At 52.1% G+C, this 17,252-nt stretch carries 21 protein-coding genes, 2 pseudogenes and 1 riboswitch; of the genes and pseudogenes, 7 read left to right on the forward strand and 16 right to left on the reverse strand.

What is annotated here, in order from left to right; genetic code table 11:
* Window position 1: 1 nt before the first annotated feature.
* The 4 genes and pseudogenes from GFC01_RS19330 to GFC01_RS06505 form a co-directional block, all read right to left on the reverse strand.
* On the reverse strand, window positions 2-235 hold the full coding sequence (locus GFC01_RS19330) for a hypothetical protein (RefSeq protein ID WP_243137318.1): 234 nt from the start codon (window positions 233-235) through the stop codon (window positions 2-4).
* A pseudogene (locus GFC01_RS06495) lies at window positions 213-799 on the reverse strand (FeoB small GTPase domain-containing protein); the annotation flags it as partial. The pseudogene GFC01_RS06495 and the gene GFC01_RS19330, both read right to left, overlap by 23 nt.
* A 15-nt stretch (window positions 800-814) precedes the next feature.
* Window positions 815-1,045, reverse strand: coding sequence for a FeoA family protein (locus GFC01_RS06500; protein ID WP_072870356.1), 231 nt, complete (start codon window positions 1,043-1,045; stop codon window positions 815-817).
* Between the two features lie 32 nt (window positions 1,046-1,077).
* Entirely contained in the window at window positions 1,078-1,323 is a 246-nt protein-coding gene (locus GFC01_RS06505; protein WP_152945831.1) for a FeoA family protein, read from the reverse strand.
* 221 nt (window positions 1,324-1,544) lie between these two features.
* On the opposite strand from GFC01_RS06505, the gene GFC01_RS06510 reads away from it, so the two are divergent.
* Window positions 1,545-1,934 (forward strand): nucleotidyltransferase family protein, encoded by a 390-nt coding sequence (locus GFC01_RS06510; protein ID WP_152945832.1) that lies wholly within the window; start codon window positions 1,545-1,547, stop codon window positions 1,932-1,934.
* On the forward strand, window positions 1,915-2,424 hold the full coding sequence (locus tag GFC01_RS06515) for a ribonuclease toxin HepT-like protein (RefSeq protein WP_152945833.1): 510 nt from the start codon (window positions 1,915-1,917) through the stop codon (window positions 2,422-2,424). The genes GFC01_RS06510 and GFC01_RS06515 overlap by 20 nt, the downstream gene beginning before the upstream one ends.
* A gap of 70 nt (window positions 2,425-2,494) precedes the next feature.
* Here the strand turns inward: GFC01_RS06515 and GFC01_RS06520 are convergent, their stop codons facing one another.
* Window positions 2,495-2,623 (reverse strand): CGGC domain-containing protein, encoded by a 129-nt coding sequence (locus tag GFC01_RS06520; RefSeq protein WP_341473799.1) that lies wholly within the window; start codon window positions 2,621-2,623, stop codon window positions 2,495-2,497.
* Window positions 2,624-2,732: 109 nt separating this feature from the next.
* Here GFC01_RS06520 and GFC01_RS06525 point away from each other — a divergent pair, with 109 nt between their 5' ends.
* Window positions 2,733-3,284, forward strand: coding sequence for a Uma2 family endonuclease (locus tag GFC01_RS06525; RefSeq protein WP_152945834.1), 552 nt, complete (start codon window positions 2,733-2,735; stop codon window positions 3,282-3,284).
* Window positions 3,285-3,346: 62 nt separating this feature from the next.
* On the opposite strand, the pseudogene GFC01_RS06535 reads toward GFC01_RS06525, so the two are convergent.
* The 4 genes and pseudogenes from GFC01_RS06535 to GFC01_RS06550 form a co-directional block, all read right to left on the reverse strand.
* Window positions 3,347-3,765, reverse strand: a pseudogene (locus GFC01_RS06535) (cobaltochelatase subunit CobN).
* A complete protein-coding gene (locus GFC01_RS06540) occupies window positions 3,749-5,425 on the reverse strand; it encodes a carbon-nitrogen hydrolase family protein (protein WP_152945836.1) in 1,677 nt (558 codons plus the stop codon). Before GFC01_RS06540 ends, GFC01_RS06535 begins: the two are co-directional and overlap by 17 nt.
* A 173-nt stretch (window positions 5,426-5,598) precedes the next feature.
* Window positions 5,599-5,879: riboswitch (cobalamin riboswitch) on the reverse strand.
* Window positions 5,880-6,010: 131 nt separating this feature from the next.
* Complete coding sequence (locus tag GFC01_RS06545; protein WP_027356727.1) at window positions 6,011-6,352, reverse strand: CGGC domain-containing protein; 342 nt, start codon at window positions 6,350-6,352, stop codon at window positions 6,011-6,013.
* Between the two features lie 100 nt (window positions 6,353-6,452).
* Window positions 6,453-7,199, reverse strand: a complete 747-nt coding sequence (locus GFC01_RS06550) for a DUF4198 domain-containing protein (protein WP_152945837.1) — start codon at window positions 7,197-7,199, stop codon at window positions 6,453-6,455.
* Between the two features lie 99 nt (window positions 7,200-7,298).
* Here GFC01_RS06550 and GFC01_RS06555 point away from each other — a divergent pair, with 99 nt between their 5' ends.
* Window positions 7,299-7,850, forward strand: a complete 552-nt coding sequence (locus tag GFC01_RS06555) for a Uma2 family endonuclease (RefSeq protein WP_152945838.1) — start codon at window positions 7,299-7,301, stop codon at window positions 7,848-7,850.
* A 136-nt stretch (window positions 7,851-7,986) separates the two neighbouring features.
* Here GFC01_RS06555 and GFC01_RS06560 read toward each other — a convergent pair whose 3' ends face one another.
* From GFC01_RS06560 to GFC01_RS06570, 3 genes are all read right to left on the reverse strand, one after another.
* Complete coding sequence (locus tag GFC01_RS06560; RefSeq protein WP_243137314.1) at window positions 7,987-8,598, reverse strand: FmdE family protein; 612 nt, start codon at window positions 8,596-8,598, stop codon at window positions 7,987-7,989.
* 669 nt (window positions 8,599-9,267) lie between these two features.
* Window positions 9,268-9,846 (reverse strand): FmdE family protein, encoded by a 579-nt coding sequence (locus GFC01_RS06565; protein ID WP_152945840.1) that lies wholly within the window; start codon window positions 9,844-9,846, stop codon window positions 9,268-9,270.
* Between the two features lie 84 nt (window positions 9,847-9,930).
* Window positions 9,931-10,164 carry a hypothetical protein gene (locus tag GFC01_RS06570; RefSeq protein ID WP_152945841.1) on the reverse strand — a complete coding sequence of 78 codons (234 nt, stop codon included), beginning with the start codon at window positions 10,162-10,164 and terminating at the stop codon, window positions 9,931-9,933.
* Window positions 10,165-10,278: 114 nt separating this feature from the next.
* Between GFC01_RS06570 and GFC01_RS06575 the strand changes: the two genes are divergently transcribed.
* The 3 genes from GFC01_RS06575 to GFC01_RS06585 are packed head-to-tail and all read left to right on the forward strand — an operon-like array spanning window position 10,279 to window position 12,314.
* Window positions 10,279-10,710: a MarR family winged helix-turn-helix transcriptional regulator gene (locus GFC01_RS06575; protein WP_194174845.1), complete on the forward strand. Its 432-nt coding sequence runs from the start codon at window positions 10,279-10,281 to the stop codon at window positions 10,708-10,710.
* A 13-nt stretch (window positions 10,711-10,723) separates the two neighbouring features.
* A complete protein-coding gene (locus GFC01_RS06580) occupies window positions 10,724-11,524 on the forward strand; it encodes an ATP-binding cassette domain-containing protein (protein WP_341473792.1) in 801 nt (266 codons plus the stop codon).
* On the forward strand, window positions 11,481-12,314 hold the full coding sequence (locus tag GFC01_RS06585) for an ABC transporter permease (RefSeq protein ID WP_341473793.1): 834 nt from the start codon (window positions 11,481-11,483) through the stop codon (window positions 12,312-12,314). Before GFC01_RS06580 ends, GFC01_RS06585 begins: the two co-directional genes overlap by 44 nt.
* A gap of 754 nt (window positions 12,315-13,068) precedes the next feature.
* On the opposite strand, the gene GFC01_RS06590 is transcribed toward GFC01_RS06585, so the two are convergent.
* The 4 genes from GFC01_RS06590 to GFC01_RS06605 all read right to left on the reverse strand — a co-directional run bounded on the left by GFC01_RS06590 (window position 13,069) and on the right by GFC01_RS06605 (window position 17,050).
* The gene (locus tag GFC01_RS06590) at window positions 13,069-13,809 is read right to left on the reverse strand and encodes an ABC transporter permease (RefSeq protein WP_341473794.1); all 741 of its coding nucleotides are present in this window, start codon (window positions 13,807-13,809) and stop codon (window positions 13,069-13,071) included.
* Window positions 13,802-14,641 (reverse strand): ABC transporter ATP-binding protein, encoded by an 840-nt coding sequence (locus GFC01_RS06595; RefSeq protein ID WP_341473795.1) that lies wholly within the window; start codon window positions 14,639-14,641, stop codon window positions 13,802-13,804. Before GFC01_RS06595 ends, GFC01_RS06590 begins: the two co-directional genes overlap by 8 nt.
* Before the next feature lie 215 nt (window positions 14,642-14,856).
* Window positions 14,857-15,291 carry a DUF3842 family protein gene (locus tag GFC01_RS06600; protein WP_121450998.1) on the reverse strand — a complete coding sequence of 145 codons (435 nt, stop codon included), beginning with the start codon at window positions 15,289-15,291 and terminating at the stop codon, window positions 14,857-14,859.
* Between the two features lie 433 nt (window positions 15,292-15,724).
* A complete protein-coding gene (locus GFC01_RS06605; RefSeq protein WP_152945844.1) occupies window positions 15,725-17,050 on the reverse strand; it encodes a PQQ-binding-like beta-propeller repeat protein in 1,326 nt (441 codons plus the stop codon).
* Window positions 17,051-17,252 lie beyond the last annotated feature (202 nt).

Below are 17,252 nucleotides of genomic sequence, written 5' to 3' on the forward strand. Positions count from 1 at the left end.
TTTATGGTCTGGCTGAAAAGCCCGTCCCCACACCGCGCGCCGCAGAATATGTTCTCTCCCATACAGGCCACAACTTTTCTGCCGCTTCCACCAGCACGGCGTCAAACTGCCCGGCTTTACCGGCTACAATTTCCTGCCGGCACTGCTGCCAGCTCAGTGGCGGGCGGTAAGGACGTTCCGAGGTCATCGCATCCACTGCATCGCACAGCGCACAGGGCGGCCACTTCTTCTTCAACTTCCCGCTGGTATGTAATTTTCAGCGGCTGTTGCCCTGGGTTCCTGGCAGCATTTAGGGCCCCGATTATCAGTTCCTTCATTCCCTGTTTTCTGGTCGCCACCGTAGGTATTACCGGAATACCCAGAATTTCGGACAGCCTGGCAACATCAATAGATATGTGGCGATTTTGGGCCTCATCCATCATATTCAGGGCAACCACTACATTGGCACCCATCTCCAGTAACTGGACAGTTAAATTAAATAAAGATTGCGTTCTATATTCGAGGCATCTACCACGTTAATAATGACATCCGGTTTTTCTTTTAAAATATAATTCCGGGCAATTATTTCATCCTCCGAAAAAGCACCCATGCTGTATGTGCCCGGCAGGTCTACTACCTGATGTGAAATTCCGTCGTAAATAAGCCGTCCCTCTTTTTTCTCTACCGTTACCCCCGGCCAGTTACCGACATGCTGACGGGCACCGGTCAGGTTGTTAAAAATACTGGTTTTCCCGGAGTTTGGGTTACCTGCCAGGGCAATGACAATTCCCCCGGGTTGTAAGTTAGGCGCAACTTCCATGATAAACAAGCTTCCTTAACCGGTGATCTCATCAACAAAAATCCTTTGTACCATGCCCCGGCCTAAAGCCAGGCGTCCTTCCCCCAGGGCTACAATTACCGGGCCAATGCCGTTGTTTTGAACCATACGGATAACTTTTCCCCGTACAAGACCGAGAGCGGTTAATTTCTCACGCAAAGCAACCCCTCCTGCAACATCCCGGACCACCCCACTTTCCCCCTGGGCCATAAACCCCAGTGGCTTCATCCGTAATCACCTCCTGGTCTTAAGGATAGACTTTAAAAGACTTCCACCGCCACACCGTTTGCCTCTTCTTTTCGCAAAGTCAACCGGAAACCTCGAAAAACGATCTCCATTGGATCACCCAGCGGCGCCCTGCCTTGAACAGTGATCTCCACCCCGGGCACCAGCCCCATAGTCAGAATGCTCCGGCGCAAACTACCTTGAGCATTAATCCGTACGACCCGGCCCCTTGTTCCCTGGGCCAATTCACCAAGCAATTTAATACTGCTTGATTCATTCATGAGCCCCCACCCCCTGAAATGTTGTGAATGAGTCTCATTCTCATTAGATTAAGACAATGAATTTCATTCTCAATGTTAATCATACGATAATTCCTCCCTCCTGTCAACCCCTTTTCAGAGCAGAGCCAATCCTTGCATCTGCAAATCCTTGCCAGCTACCGCCGCCTGGTGTAAACTTGAAGATAGAAACGATACGAAATGTAAAAGGGCAGGTGTCCAGGATGTGCGGGTATAATGAGGCGTCCCAGTATGAAGAATATCTGGCAGGCCACAAAAGGCGAGCCAGGCTGGAAGAAAAATCCCTGGCCGCCCGTAAAAGAGAGGCCTGGGAAAAAGCTAAGCAGCTGGCAGAAGAACTGCCGCTTCTTTTCCCGCTACGCCGGATCTATCTGTTCGGTTCCCTGACCGGTGAACACTTTACCACCCTCTCGGATATAGACATTGCCCTGGAAGGCCTGGAGGAAAAAGATCATTTAAAGGCGTTAACGGCTGCAGAAAATATCGCCCGTCCTTTCCAGGTGGACGTGATCCTGCTGGAAGAAGCCCCGTTATCCCTGAAGAAAAAAATATACCACCAGGGTGTGATTATTTATGAGCGAGGAAAAGATTAATGCCTACCTGGGTTTAATAGGTGATCTGGAAGATAAAATGCCCTCCATAGAGAATATCGCAGGCAAAATTCATTCCCTGGGTCAGGAAATAAACCGTATTTCCGGCAAGATTCCCGAAGAAAAGCTAATGGCCCTGGCTGGCTACCTGCACCACTTTTACACCGGAATAGAAGACATTTTAGCGCGGATAATCAAAACAGTGGACGGGTACATGCCCCGGTCCGGGGACTGGCATTCGGAATTGCTCTATATCAGTTCGCGGAAAACACCCGGTGTAAGGCCGGCCATAATCTCGGCTGAAATGCACGAGATTTTGACTGACTACAAGGCGTTCAGACACCTTTACCGTCACGCCTATGCCAAAGAACTGCGGTGGAAAAAGATGGACCACCTGGCCCTTAATATACAGGATGTTTGGATGGCATTTAAAAAAAGTATCATGGCAGTTATTCAATTCTTGCAAAAAATAATTAACGATTTGGAAAAATAAAACTAAAGAGGACAACCAAAAACCCCCGCCAGGATATAAAAGCGGGGGCATGGAAAAACAGGAACGTCAGCTATGCGTAATCATGAGTTCCCTTGACTACCTTTACCCCAAACTTTTCCGTAATCTTTTTAGCAAGCTCGTCCACATCCCTGTAGGGGCAGGCCGGCCAGGCGTTAACCATACAGGTGGAAAGGTGGATAACATCAAAATCTACAACTCTTCCCCTGGTTTAAGTGGTATACTTTTTGAGAGGACCAATTCGCTAACATTCCTTAATTTTAAAAACACTTCGCCCTGGAGGTGATTTAATGTCTTCCATCCCTGAGCACCTCAAGTTTACCTACGAAGATTACCTGCTTTTGCCTGAAGACAGGCGGTATGAAATTATCGGAGGCGATCTTTTCATGACTCCTTCCCCCAAGCGGGCGCATCAGAAGATAAGTTTAAACCTGGCTACCATTTTATGGTTATTCGCCAAAGCCCACGGCCTGGGAGAAGTTTACGAGGCGCCATTTGATGTGCTTTTCAGCCGCCACGATGTAGTGCAGCCGGATGTGCTCTTCGTGAGCCGCGAGAACCTTTCGATTGTGGGGGAATACAACATTCAAGGGGCACCCGACCTGATCATCGAGATTTTATCGCCTTCTACTGCCGAAAGAGACCTTGACCTGAAGAAAAAGCTGTACGCCCGCCATGCCGTCAAAGAATACTGGATTGTGGACCCCGACGCCCGGAAAGTGACGGTATACCTGTGGAAGGACAATGATTACATAAAAACCGGAGTTTACGGCGAAGAGGATAGCTGGCAACCTCATCTTTTGCCCGGTCTCACCATCAAGGGCAAGGAGGTATTTGCGTGAACCTCCCCCGGGACAAGCCCGGGGGCTTCGTCCCCCCAGCACTCAACACCCAAATTAAGTTCTCACTTAGAAGTCAAGTGTTGCGATGGGTGTTGAGTGCGGGAGTGAAGGCACACCGGCACAGTAATCAGATCGCCGCCAAACTCCGGCAGGACCACGCTCATAACCACGTCCAGCGGGCCGAGACCCTGCTGGCTGTTTTCCCATTCGCTACGGAAAGGATGGCTTTGATTAATGGCACGCCCAGGCGCAGGTAGAGATCCTTTTCTTCAACCCGGCTGAAGGTTGGCGTGGCCATGGTTTGGGCAAACATGAGAGTGTTTACCACCACATCCACCAGCGGCTGGCCCTGGCGACTGAAGTAATTTTCCACCACCCAGGCTATCCCCCGGCTACCCAGCTCATCGTTTCCGGTCGCATACAGGAATACCGGCAGGGCTACACCACCCTGGTTTTCTATTTGTCTAAAAAAGTTTGTAATGTGTCAGGAGGAGGTCATAATCCACTTCTTCCAGGAACTTCTTCTGCCTGGTTTCCTGCGGGTTTAAAAGCATAATGTTGATCCTGTCCTCATTAACAGGAGACACCAGCCGCACGCGCCTTTCAGAGTACCGGGAATAACTGTAAATTAAGCTGCCGCCCAGGGCACAAAAAGAACCGTTGGACCCCCACTGGTTGGCCACCACCAGGTGCATTTGTTCGGCTATCCTGGCTTCCCAGATAAACTGGCTTTTTTCATCATTCCAGAGGGCGGGAACACAGAGCACATCCACCCCCTGTTTGGCCAGACTCTCCAGGCTTTCCGGAAAAAACAGGTCATGCCCCAGTAAAAGGCCCACCCTGCCAAAGGGGAGGTCAAAAAAGCAAAAATCTTCCTGCCCGGGGCGAGCCCATTCCCTATCGGACGGACTCAGGTGTATCTTTCTGTATTTTCCCAGCAATCCCGCCGGACCGATCAACACGGCAGTGTTAAACAGTTGACCGTCTTCCCTTTCCAACACCCCCATCACCACATACAGGTCCAGCTTTTCTGCCCTGCGGATAACGGCCCCGGTAACAGGGCCGGGAACCGGTTCGGCCAGTTCTTCTGCCTGTGATGGTTGAGATATGGCCCCTGTTACAGCAAGTTCCGGAAAAACAACCAGGTCGAGCTTCATCCCCCTGCGGGCAGCCAGGTCTGCAGCCTGGTCCAGGAATGATAAAATGCGCCTGCTATTCCTCACCGGTTCTCCAGCCCATGGAGCAAACTGAACTGTGGCTACGGCAAACTCCTTACCTGCGGACAACCCCAGCAGCACCTCCGGTTCAAACTGGGAAAAGGTATCCAGCGTTATACCGGCATAGAATTCCGGCCGCCTGTCACCCAGCAGGATATCGGCCCCGGGGGTAAAAAATCTTCCGTTTTTTAAAGGCAACGTGCCATAAAGGATGGTGTCATGCGCAGACTGTACCTCCTTTAAAACGCTACCGTCGGGGCCAATGATAAACGATTGTGAGGCATTACAGTTCATCGTCTTATCCTGACCCGTACGGTTACAGGCCAGTACATAAACCCCGTTTTCCAGAGCACGGGCACGCCAGAAAACTTCCGGCGGGTAGTGATGGGGCGGCCAGTTGGCCGGGATCAGCAGCACCCGGGCGCCTTTCAATGCAGCAATGCGGGCCGCCTTGTACCAGTAAGTGTCAGCACAGATGAGCACACCAACTCTTCCAAAGCAGGTTTCTGCCACCAGCACCGGCAGGTTACCCCGGGCCGCCCAGAGATTTTCCTTGAAGGCTGGGGCCAGCTTGCGATGCTCACCCATTACCCGGCCGTCGGGACCTATGAGCACAGCAGTGTTATAATAAATACCCGATTTTAAATCCACTTCCGGCAGCCCCAGGCAGATATAGACCCCATACCGACGGGCCAGGGCACCGAACAATTCCGTGGTCGGGCCGGGAACGGTCTCCACAAAGGGGGAAATGTCCCTTCTGCTTTCAAAGGCATAACCCGTGGTGGCCAGCTCGGGATTTACAATGATCCGGGCACCACCGGCAGCAGCCTCTTCATTTAAGGCCAGCAACCGCCGCAGGTTATGTTCCTTATCTTTCCACTTGATGGCCGCATGAATTAAAGCCACCCTGACTTCTTCCGGCATATTTAACACCTCATCAAGAAACTTTTTTCCCACCCGGAAATTTCCGCCCGTCCGGCCAGATATAATGCCTGGGTTCCTTCTGGCAATTAAAAACGGGCAATCAAAAACCCCCGCTACGCATAAAGCGGGGGCATGGAAAACCAGACCTACCACCTCCCTATCCGCGTAGGCAGCATGGCTTAATGAACGGGGCAGGTCTCCTGGCTCGGGTTCATCGGAACTCCACGTCTTCCCATCCAGCACTCAGCCATGTTATGGATCCCTTCGCCGTAACCTTATCGTAGCAGTAACCAATTTCTCTCAAAGCAGAAAACAATCTTACTGAGTGCTGGACAGTGACATTATGTGGGTCCCTTCCCCCTCACAGTGGCGGGACCGCGCCGGATTTGCACCGGCTTCCCTTTTCAGCCTGCCCCCATCAGGGAAGCAGGACACCCCGTTACGCATTATTTCAGTTCTAAAAAGGATATAAAGACCCGGAAACCCAGCCCGGTGCATTAACAACGGGTCCACCGAAATCAAGTTTCTACGATGAAAATCCATTTCTTTGAGCTGTTACCTTTTTCCAGGAACCGCTATCGTCAGCTATGCGTAATCATGAGTTCCCTTGACTACCTTTACCCCAAACTTTTCCGTAATCTTTTTAGCAAGCTCGTCCACATCCCTGTAGGGGCAGGCCGGCCAGGCGTTAACCATACAGGTGGAAAGGTGGATAACATCAAAATCTACATTCTTCTTAACACAACCGATGTTTGGAATCAAAGATCTCCCTGGACATTCACAAGTCAGGAAACCTACCACATTCACAGAATCATAATCCTTAAAGTTTCCTTCCCGGTCCCGGGCGGCTTTAAAACATTTCCACTCGCCGGGACAGCCATAACCCTGGGATACGTAGGAACCACAACTTACAATAAGTACATTCACCTTCCAAATCACTCCTTTTTTTTGGTTTTGTTATAACATACCACTTATCATATGTCAATTAATTGCTTCATCACTTGTCAATAAATCCTTCCAAACGGGTTCACCGTACACCAAAAAGGCTCAGCGTGGCGCTGTACACCTTTTTGTCGTACTCGTCTTCCCGGCCCAGGGTTTCGTCGGCAACCCGGGTGTAAAAAAGCCAGTGCCCGGGATTGCTCAAGATAAACTTCACCCGTCCTGCATCATCAGTTTTTGCGCTTAGCCCCCAGTCATCTTCTTCCCGCAGGCTCCAGGTCGCCTTCACTTCTGTCCCCGGTAAAGGCCGGCCGCGGTAAAGAACTTCCAGAATTACTTCGTCCCCCACCCGGTAAGCACCGGGGGTAAGAATCAGTTCGAGGTCGTGGGCCAGGTTGATGATTTCCGGTGGCTGCACCACCGGGCCGCAGGTGGCACAGAAATGCCCCACCTGCACGTATGTCTTGGCATACTGGTAGTAGTAGCCCACTTCCCGGGCATCCGGGTAGTCTTTACGCGTCCCCCGGCGGTAAAAACCGTCCGCGGTAACCGCCACCGGCCCGACGTCGTTCTCCACCGTCACGGGCCAGAACCCATCCCGGTCGGGCGTAAACGCCACCAGGTGAAACCGGTCATCTCCCGCTTCTACCTTTAAGGAAAGCTTTGCTTCACCGGGGATTAGCACCCAGGCCGCCAGCCGCGCCGGGTCCGCCAAGCCATCGGGACGCATGGCGTGCCCGTAAAAAATCCGGCACCGGGTTTCATGTCCTTCGTGACCATGACTTCCCTCGGGCAGAACCCAAATTTCGTGACCCTGCACTACCTTCAACATGAAGAACTCCTCCCCTGGTTTAAGTGGTATACTTTTAATGAGAGGACCAATTCGCTAACATTCCTTAATTTTAAAAACGCTCGCCCTGGAGGTGATTTAATGTCTTCCATTCCTGAGCACCTCAAGTTCACCTACGAAGATTACCTGCTTTTGCCTGAAGACAGGCGGTATGAAATTATCGGAGGCGATCTTTTCATGACTCCTTCCCCCAAGCGGGCGCATCAGAAGATAAGTTTAAACCTGGCTACCATTTTATGGTCATTTGCCAAAGCCCACGGCCTGGGAGAAGTTTACGAGGCGCCATTTGATGTGCTTTTCAGCCGCCACGATGTGGTGCAGCCGGATGTGCTCTTCGTGAGCCGCGAGAACCTTTCGATTGTGGGGGAAAACAACATTCAAGGGGCACCCGACCTGATCATCGAGATTTTATCGCCTTCTACTGCCGAAAGAGACCTTGACCTGAAGAAAAAGCTGTACGCCCGCCATGCCGTCAAAGAATACTGGATTGTGGACCCCGACGCCCGGAAAGTGACGGTATACCTGTGGAAGGACAATGATTACATAAAAACCGGAGTTTACGGCGAAGAGGATAGCTGGCAACCTCATCTTTTGCCCGGTCTCACCATCAAGGGGAAGGAAATATTTGCATAAGGACAACCATCAAGGAATATTTTTGGCGTGAGCAACCTCACCGATAGCCGGACAGTCCACTCAGTAAAAATTTCCGGCAATGGATATGCTGGCAGAAAGGTTCTTGCTGCATTTCTGTAAAGAAACTGTTTTTACTTCAAACTATTTTTCTGGCCGCGCAGACCTGACATAAAAGCTCATCTTCTCCCACCACGGTTTTCTGCACTGCCACCACCTCGCCACAGCAGGAACATTTAATGTAGTCGCGGCGGCAGGCCGTTTGCGGCGGCCGCAGCGAGACCCTGGACTTCACGAACAAGCTCTCATCGGGAATGCTCAATATCTCCCGCACGGCATCGTCAATGGCCTGCTGGTATTCTTCTAAATCGGCTGCACTGGCCCGGCCGGCAACGATCCTCTTTTCAATTTCACCCTGGCAGCTGAGGTCAACAATTGGGTTAATTAAAGCCACCCGCAGGGCCTCCTGCCGGGGTTCAGAACCAGCAGGGAAACTACCAAAGTAATAAACGTGTTTACCCAGATCGTAGGCAAAAAAGTTCTGATTTCCTATGGTACAGCCCGTCATGAACTGTAAGGCATCTATGGCAGAGGTCATGTTTTCTGCCAAAACAAAGAAATCCTTTGCCGTTTCGCGCGTAAGGCCCAGTTCTTTTTGAGCAACCAGTCCGACCCGGTAGCCCACGGCCAGTTCCGGGCAAAGATGCCCGTGGTAATAAACGATGTTTAAAAGGGGCACGGGAACCGCCATCAACTTGCTTGTCCCCTGCGGCAAAGGAGAAGAATTGTTACTGCGGTTTACTGGATACAAAGGAATCACGTTGCTAAAACCATGACTTTCTTTTTTAGCAGGAACATCGTCCTTCACCCGGTACCTCAAAACCCACATGCTTTTACAAAAAGGATAATCCTCTTTTTCGCGTACCAGAGTCAAGTTAAAGACGCCTCCATCGGTGAGCAAAAGGTAGTGCAGGTGACCTCCTGTGGACCTGGTTACCAAGATAGGCTCCAGCACCTCGTAGTGTTTGTTACGCCATTGAAACCCCAGGGGCGTCTGCTGGTGGTTATCGAACTGGACCGATACCTCTTCCTGGATGATGGTAATCTGATCCTGCTGGATCTTTGATAAAATTTTCCTGATATCCAGGGCAACTCACTCCTTTCACTTGAAAATTTGCACCTGATGCAAAAAGAAAAAGCCACGGTGACCCTTTCCTTCGTGAAAAGGAAGTTGTGGGCCTTCGTGGCCGTTTATTTTCGCCCGCTTAAATTTATTCTTAAAACCTATCCGTGTTGCACCTGTCCCGGTTAAAAAGGGTCGTTAAACGAACACGGCTTCTGTACGCGACAAATTCTTCTTTCTTTACTCAACTCCAGTTTAAACTAACCGTTAGAAAGTGTCAACAAAAAGGTGAATAATCTATACTGAGCAATCCTTACAGACCGGGCGTCCATCTTGAAAAAAGGCATGATCTTTCATCATTTCTTCGCCGCAACGGCTGCAGGTTATCATCTCCAGGCAGAGCTCGGGAAGACGTATTTCTGAATCTACAAATTGCATTTCAAAAATTTCTTCCGCCGGGCCTTCCAGGATGTACTTCATCAGGGGTTCCTGGTGGCGGTAAAACTCCTCCCGCTCCCCTTCTGTAGCTACGCCGTTGGCCACCTTTTCCATGAGGGTTACAAATTCATCACCTTCCCTGCTCAGCACCCCTGCCTTCAAGCTTACCCGCAAAGCTTGCCGCTCTCCCATGCGGGCAAAGGTAAAGACGTATTTGCCGTTGTCCCTGTAGACGAAGTTCCTCTTGCCAAATGTGCAACCCGAGACCACCTGCACCGCGTCGGCGGCACAGGTACGGTTTTCCACCACGGCCACCAGGTCGTGCCCGGGAACACCAGCACCCAGTTTTTCCAAAGCAACTTTTGTTGCCCGGTACCCGATGGCCAGCAAACAACATGGATGCCCGTGAAAGGCTATTACTTTTTCCCAATCGGTCATCCGAAAGCCCCTCCTCTCTTTAAAACACGGATTGATAAGGGCCGCACAGTCCATCAACTAGACATATGCAAGTAACACGCGCAGTTACATAGCAGCACCATGAACCAGAGCACTGGATGCAGGGATATCCAACCCCAAAGTAATAAAACACAAGCCATGAAAACCCACCCCTCGCTTCGACGAGGCACTAAGGTCCTTCATGGCCTTAAAATGGACACTATCAAAATGATTCGCTTTGCTTCCCCAAATTCCTCCTCCTTGTTTAAATTTTCTCAACTCCTTGTGTTCGATACCGCGCAGGCTCATAATCTGTTTCATTCGAGAACTCTAAAACCGGCCGGACCGAGCAGCCAAATGAATAGTTCTAAATGTGAAATATATTGACCATCAAATTTTTTGATGGTATATTTACTTGGAAAGACAGGTGATGTGATGAACAATAACGAGCAGTTGATCACTGAAAAAATTGCCGATGCGCTCTGGCAAATCTGGCGTTACTGGCGTTTGACGTCACACCCGGTAAAACAGGGTAAGATTACACCTGAGCAGTACTGGGTTTTGCACATCCTGCACCGGTTTGGGCCACAGCGGATTAAAGACATTGCCGTTCGCATGGGTACCGGCTCAAGCGCGGTGACCATCACTGTCAAGAGACTCGAACGGGATGGCCTGGTATGCAGAAAACGAGGAACGGAAGACGAGCGGGTGGTAACTGTGTATCTCACCGAGCACGGGCAGGCAGTATTTCACGCCTGGCGGCAGGAAAGGCACCGGGTTTTATCAGCCCTTTTTGAACCGCTCGACGGGGAGGAAAAACGCCAGCTTTACAGCCTGCTGGAGAAAGTGCTGGGGCAGATGAAATAAGGAGCGGTGTCCGGTGGAGGTAATTGTCGAGGTTGAACAACTGAAAAAATCCTTCGGCAAACACACCGCGGTAAAAGGTGTTTCTTTTAACATTGCAGCCGGGGAGGTTTTTGGCCTGCTGGGGCCAAACGGAGCGGGTAAGACAACCATCGTACGCATGTTGACCACCCTCTTACTGCCTGATAGCGGCCGGGCAACGGTCTGCGGTTACGATGTGCGCCGGCAGGCGGCCCGGGTACGGCAATGTATCGGTTATGTACCCCAGGCCCTGTCGGTGGATGGGGCACTCACCGGCTATGAAAACATGATGATTTTTGCCAAACTGCTCGGTTTAAAAGGAAGAGAAAGAGAAAGGCGTATTGCCGACCTGCTGCATTTCATGCAACTGGAAGATGCCGCCGGCCGGCTGGTGCGCACCTATTCCGGCGGTATGGTGCGGCGGCTGGAAATCGGCCAGGCCGTACTCCATTACCCGCGCGTGCTTTTCCTGGATGAGCCCACGGTGGGGCTGGACCCGGTGGCCCGCAGGGGAGTCTGGGAAATACTCGCGAAGCTACGCCGGGCTTCCCGTATGGCCATCCTGCTCACCACTCACTATATGGAAGAGGCCGATACAGTCTGTAATCGAATTGGCATACTTAATCGTGGCGAAATGGTGGTTACCGGCACGCCGGAGGAATTAAAGGCACTGGTGGGTAACCCCGGTGCTTCCATGGATGATGTATTTACTTATTTTACCGGTAATTTTTTGGATGCGGGGGGAGATTTTCGTGGAATCAGACAGGTTCGCCACATCAGCCGCCGCCTCGGTTGAACCGGCGGCAAAATCAGGCGGCACAGTGCTGCAGGCACTAACAGACATGGTGGTCATTATTGAAATGGAACTGCGCAAGCTGCGCCACGAACCGACGGAGCTGTTCACCCGGGCCGTGCAGCCTGTGCTCTGGCTGCTGATTTTCGGCCAGGCTTTCAGCAAGGTACGCGCATTTGACACAGGCGGGGTAACTTACCAGACTTATATGACCCCCGGCATCCTCTCGCAGTCGGTGATGTTTACAGCTATCTTCTTTGGTCTTTCGACTATCTGGGAAAGAGATATGGGTATACTGCAAAAGTTTCTGGCCATGCCCATACCCCGGTTGGCGCTGGTGCTGGGCAAGGCTCTGGCGGCCGGAGTACGTGCCTTAAGCCAGGTAATCATCATTTTCCTGCTTGCGGCCATAACCGGCATACCCCTGCACTGGCACCCGGCCCTCCTGTTAGCAGCAGCCGGTGTGGTCATACTGGGAGCCGTATTTTTTGCCACCCTGTCCATGATTATTGCCGCCATTGTTAAAACCCGTGAACGTTTCATGGGTATCGGCCAGTTAATCACCATGCCCTTGTTTTTTGCTTCCAACGCACTGTATCCCATCTCCATCATGCCCGACTGGCTGCGCGTGGTGGCATCGGTCAACCCGCTAAGCTATATGGTGGACTTCCTGCGTGGCGCCCTTGTTGCCGGCCAATTGACCAACTGGCAGGCGGACGTAGGAGTTTTGCTGGTAGCCTGCATTCTGGCTACAGCAGTGGGCACATACCTTTATCCCAGGGTAATCGCTTGATCTTAGCCGTCTAATATTTTCAGCCTGAGCCAGCCTGCACCCAGCACGTGCCCGATAAAATTAAATCCCACCCGGCGTCAGATTTCAAGCCCTTCGCGTAACGTGAAAACGGGGCTAAAAAAGAACGGGGCATGTGGGGGTGACCAGACCCCACATGCCAGGACGAAAGGAGGTACAGCATGCAGGGTTGACCAGGCCCTGCATACCCGTTGTGAGAAGGAGTTGGCCCGTTTACCGGGGATCCCGTCCGGCAAACAGGTATAGGGTTAAAAGCTAAAGCCAAGGTTTAGCTTAGACCCCCGAAAGTTGGAAGAACGCAGCTTGACCTTACGTCCGGCCTTGCACCGGAGAAAACAAGAAAACCATGAAAGCCTGCCTCCTTCCTCTGGAGGGAAACAGCACCTTCATGGTTGCCTTTACGCTTTTTCCTGCTTTGTGTCAAAACAATCATTAAACGGTGGCTTCTGCCACCACTTTTATTTTTATTCATTTACACTTTCGCCGTGGTGCAACCAGTGTTTTTTAACACTATCCGCCGGGATACGTGAAACAGCATCCATCCTCTGTACAATTATTATACTGCTTCTCCCTGTATAAAGTCAATTAAAATTTTAAAAGATCTGCAACGCACAAATGCCGATCCGGGCCGCATCAGTCACCTGCAGGCACATATAAGCGACGGCGAAAAATTGCTGCAGGAAATTAAATCGCTCCACCTGCATTAAACGAGGGGGTCTATACAGCTCCCTCTTTTTTACCTGACCCTTTTCACCACCATTACGCCAGCAACAAACAACACCGCCGCATACCCCACCAGCACTGCCAGGGATACGGGCAGAAGCCCGTCCCCGCGGGCCAGGGCACGTAAGGCATGGCTGGAGTGAGTTAAGGGCAGCACCTCTATTATATATGCTACGGCCCCGGGCAGGCGGTCGGGGGAAAAGAAGGTACCGCAGAGAAAGGACATGGGCAAAATAACAAAAGTAGAAAAGTTGGCCATATCCTCGTGGGAGTTGATGGTCATGGCCGCCACCACTCCCAGGGCGGCAAAGAGAAAACAGGTGAGGATGACCACCAGGAAAAACCACCCATTTATAGCAGGGTGGGCTCCAAACACAAAAGCCAGTGCCAGAATGATCAAAGAAGCAATCAGCCCGCGCACGGTGCCCGCCAGCACTTTGCCCAGCACAAAAGCACCGGCGCCGATGGGAGCAATCAGGTATTCCTCTAAGGTTTTGTGGTACAGGCGGCTCATATTCAGGGAAACGCCCACGGCGTTAAAGCTGGTATTCATGGCCGAAAGGGCGATAATCCCGGGCACTACAAATTCCAGATAGTTGCCCCCATTCATTTGAATCCCCCGGCCCAGCCCCCAGCCAAAGGCCACCAGATATAAAAGGGGGCTGACCAGCCGGGAAGCAAAGAATTTAACAAAGGTGCGCCTGAAAACCACCATTTCCCGCCAGAATACGGTGTAGAAATCGATCTCAATCACCCACCTTACGCCCGGTTAGCTCGACGAAAACATCTTCCAGGTTGGATTCCCGGATTAAAACATTTCCATCCAGCTGGCCGGCATAGGCCAGGGCCCTATCACGGCTGGGAAAAAGTTTATAACCGGTATCCTTACCTCCAAAAGATTCCACCACCACTTCTCCTACCTTTTGCTTTAATTCCCGGGGTGTCCCCAGGGCAATCAACCGGCCTTTATCCATAATGCCCACACGGTGGCAGAGAACTTCTGCTTCTTCAATGTAATGGGTGGTTAAAAGGACAGTCATGCCTTCACTGTTCATCCGCCGGATTAAGTCCCAGATCTTGCGGCGGGTCTGGGGGTCCAGACCCACGGTAGGTTCGTCTAAGAAAAGAACTTTTGGGTTGTGCATCAATGCCCGGGCAATCATCAGCCGGCGTTTCATGCCTCCGGAAAATTTGCTCACCAGATCCCCTGCCCGCTCCCGGAGTTCCACGTAGTCGAGGAGTTCCTCGATTCTCTCCTGCCGGCGGGAAGCAGGAATCCTGTGCAGGCGCCCGTGCAGTTCCAGGTTTTCCCGGGCGGTCAACTCCTGGTCCAGGTTCATATGCTGGGGCACCACGCCGATTTCCTTTTTCACCCTGTCCAGATCCCGCATAACATCATAGCCGTTAATTAAGGCCGCGCCGCCGGTAGGTTTGGTGAGCATGGTCAGCATCCTTATAGTGGTAGTCTTACCGGCACCGTTGGGACCGAGCAGGGCGAAGATCTCCCCTTTCTCAATATGCAGGTCCAGGCCGGCTACAGCGACAATGTTTCCGTAATGTTTGGTCAGCTGGCGAAGCTCAATCACTCTGCAAACCTCCGGCTCAATGTCACTGCACGTAAAAACCGGCCACACCCTCCCCGCACGCGTCTTCATATTACCGGTGGCTGTGGCCGTGGTGATAATCGTGAGCATGGCGTGCCTTTTGTCCGCCCATGATCACCTGTAGCTTCTCCCGGTCAATATCCATTTCCTGGAAAGGCTTGCGGCACATGCGGTGGAGTAGAGCTTCAAAAACGGCTTTAACCCTTTCCCGCGCACCTGGCAGCCATTATAGTCTTCACCCGTTCTACCAGAAAATCAATCAAATGGGGTAGCGGCTCGGCAACTACCCCCACTATCTCTACATTGGAGCGATTCAGGTGCAAAAGAATCTTTCTCGCAGGGCTCTTCGCCACCGCTTCGGCCATGGCCGGGGTGAATTCCCCCAGCATGCTGTGGGGCATCAGCACGGCAATGGTGCCCACAATAATGTCCACCTTATCCGCATTGTAAATAACGGCATTTTCGCCGCTGGCTGCATCGTTGGCCCCTGCCTTGAGCATCAATGCCGCCGCCATGGCGTTGGTACCCAGGGCGATGATTTCCACATCGTCCTTGGGCAGGGCTTTTCGCAACTTTTCCACGATGACCCGGCCAATGCCCCCGCCCTGCCCGTCAATTACTGCTATACGCATGCCTTTTGCTGCTCCTCCAAATTTTAAAAAAAGAAGTGGGGGCATGTGGGGGTGACCAGTCCCCACATGCCAGGACGAAAGGAGGTACAGCATGCAGGGTTGACCAGACCACTGCATACTCGTTGGGAAGGGGTCGGACCCGTTTACCGGGGATCCCGTCCGGTAAACAGGTATGAGGTTAAAAGCTAACGCCAAGGTTTAGCTTAGGACCCCCGCAGTTAAACCGCGGCTGATGCCGCACTGCCTGCCCCGGGCAGGCAAAAATAAGAAAACCATGAAAGCCTGACCTCCTCCCTGGAGGAAAACAGCACCTTCATGGTTGCCTGTACTCTAAACTTTGAATTCAATTGCCGAATAGTGGTCCCTAAATGGTCCCTGAAGCCAGGCGGCTTCTGCCGCCCATTAATTTCATAAAAGTTGTTCGCCATTAAATTCAAAGTTCCTGCTGCCCCTGTAAATTTTTTATCCCCTGTTTTGCTCCCCTCCTTTTCAGGGTAAAAATCAAAGCCAGGCCGGCAATGGCGGCTCCTGCACCGGTAAACAGCAATAAGGGAGTATTCAATGTTCCGGTCCCCTCTAATTTCAGCAACAAAATCTCACTCCCGGCACCTTTTTCCATCCCCTTTCTCCCCGCCACAACATACCCGCCGTCTTTTGACTGCAGGATGCTGTAGCCGCTGTTGCATCCGGCGCCGGCGATGGTCTTCTCCCAGACAGGATCGCCGTTTTTGTCTGTTTTTACCACCCAGGTATCGTAGCCGCCCCCGGCGGATTCTTTTTTACCCGCCAGGATATACCCGCCATCCCCGGTCTTGCGGACGGCATAAGCCGAACCGGCGTTCTGGCCCCCGTACGTCTTTTCCCAGAGCAAATTTCCATCAGGGTCAACCCGGACCAGGTAAGGCGCCAGAATCCCGCCCTGCCCGCCGGTAATCTCCTTCTCGCCGGCAATCACATAGCCGCCGTCACGGGATGGAGCCAGAGACCAGCCGTAATCCGACCCCTTGCCGCCGTATGTCTTCTGCCAGATCACCTGCCCGTTTCCGTCCGTTCGCAGGAGGTATACGTCGGGATTTCCGTTACCAAAGGATTCAGCATTACCTGCAATGAGATAACCGCCGTCACCCATCTCCAGCACGGCATAACCGCAATCGGAACCCTTACCGCCGTACGTTTTTTCCCAGAGCTTCTTACCGGAAGAATCCAGTTTGATCAGGTAGATGTCATATATGCCCGCGCCAAAGGACTCCGTACCCCCGGCCAGGATGAAGCCACCGTCTTTTGTCTGCTGCACGGACCATGCATAGTCGCAATACCGGCCGCCGAAGTTACGTTCCCACAAGGGCTCGCCCTTTTCATCCGTCCGCACCACATAAACATCGTGGTCATAGCCGTTTTTGGATTTTGTATCCCCAACAATGATAAAACCGCCGCCGCGGACTTCTTGGACACAGTACCCGCAGCTGTAGCCATTGCCCTTGAATACTTTTTGCCACAGCCTGTTCCCTTTACGGTCCATCCGGGCAAGGAAAACGTCAGAACCCCCTTCCCTGGACTCGATCCAGCCGGTGCAAACATATCCTCCGTCCCCTGTCTGGGCCACACAGCGGGCCTCACCCTTACCCGGGGAAAAGGTCCACTCTACCGCCGGAGCCCGCCCGGGAGCTGCTTTTACCTGCCCGGGAAAAATTAATCCTGCAGCGGCCAGGCAAAAGGGCAGTAAGAGCAGGAAAAACAAAAACGGCCTTCTCATAAACAAAGCATTCTACCCTCCTTCTCTAAACATGTAATATTTAGCAAATCCGTTATAACAAGGATGCACTGTCCGGAGCGAATGACGCAGGCACACGCCGGTAACAGCACCCGGCAACCCAGCGCTCACTGGCAAAGATGCTCATTCTAAGCCTGCTATGGCAAGATAGTAAATGCAGGCCTTTCAAGTATAGCTTTTTCAGTGAGTG

The sequence above is a fragment of the Desulfofundulus thermobenzoicus genome, assembly GCF_009428905.1.
Classification (GTDB): domain Bacteria; phylum Bacillota; class Desulfotomaculia; order Desulfotomaculales; family Desulfovirgulaceae; genus Desulfofundulus_A; species Desulfofundulus_A thermobenzoicus.

Bases quoted from the DNA above. Each gene is read 5' to 3' on its own strand.
- GFC01_RS06500 (WP_072870356.1), bottom strand. From the start codon at position 1,045: ATGAAGCCACTGGGGTTTATGGCCCAGGGGGAAAGTGGGGTGGTCCGG.
- GFC01_RS06505 (WP_152945831.1), bottom strand. From the start codon at position 1,323: ATGAATGAATCAAGCAGTATTAAATTGCTTGGTGAATTGGCCCAGGGA.
- GFC01_RS06510 (WP_152945832.1), top strand. From the start codon at position 1,545: ATGTGCGGGTATAATGAGGCGTCCCAGTATGAAGAATATCTGGCAGGC.
- GFC01_RS06515 (WP_152945833.1), top strand. From the start codon at position 1,915: ATGAGCGAGGAAAAGATTAATGCCTACCTGGGTTTAATAGGTGATCTG.
- GFC01_RS06525 (WP_152945834.1), top strand. From the start codon at position 2,733: ATGTCTTCCATCCCTGAGCACCTCAAGTTTACCTACGAAGATTACCTG.
- GFC01_RS06540 (WP_152945836.1), bottom strand. From the start codon at position 5,425: ATGCCGGAAGAAGTCAGGGTGGCTTTAATTCATGCGGCCATCAAGTGG.
- GFC01_RS06550 (WP_152945837.1), bottom strand. From the start codon at position 7,199: ATGTTGAAGGTAGTGCAGGGTCACGAAATTTGGGTTCTGCCCGAGGGA.
- GFC01_RS06555 (WP_152945838.1), top strand. From the start codon at position 7,299: ATGTCTTCCATTCCTGAGCACCTCAAGTTCACCTACGAAGATTACCTG.
- GFC01_RS06560 (WP_243137314.1), bottom strand. From the start codon at position 8,598: ATGGCGGTTCCCGTGCCCCTTTTAAACATCGTTTATTACCACGGGCAT.
- GFC01_RS06565 (WP_152945840.1), bottom strand. From the start codon at position 9,846: ATGACCGATTGGGAAAAAGTAATAGCCTTTCACGGGCATCCATGTTGT.
- GFC01_RS06570 (WP_152945841.1), bottom strand. From the start codon at position 10,164: ATGAAACAGATTATGAGCCTGCGCGGTATCGAACACAAGGAGTTGAGA.
- GFC01_RS06575 (WP_194174845.1), top strand. From the start codon at position 10,279: ATGAACAATAACGAGCAGTTGATCACTGAAAAAATTGCCGATGCGCTC.
- GFC01_RS06600 (WP_121450998.1), bottom strand. From the start codon at position 15,291: ATGCGTATAGCAGTAATTGACGGGCAGGGCGGGGGCATTGGCCGGGTC.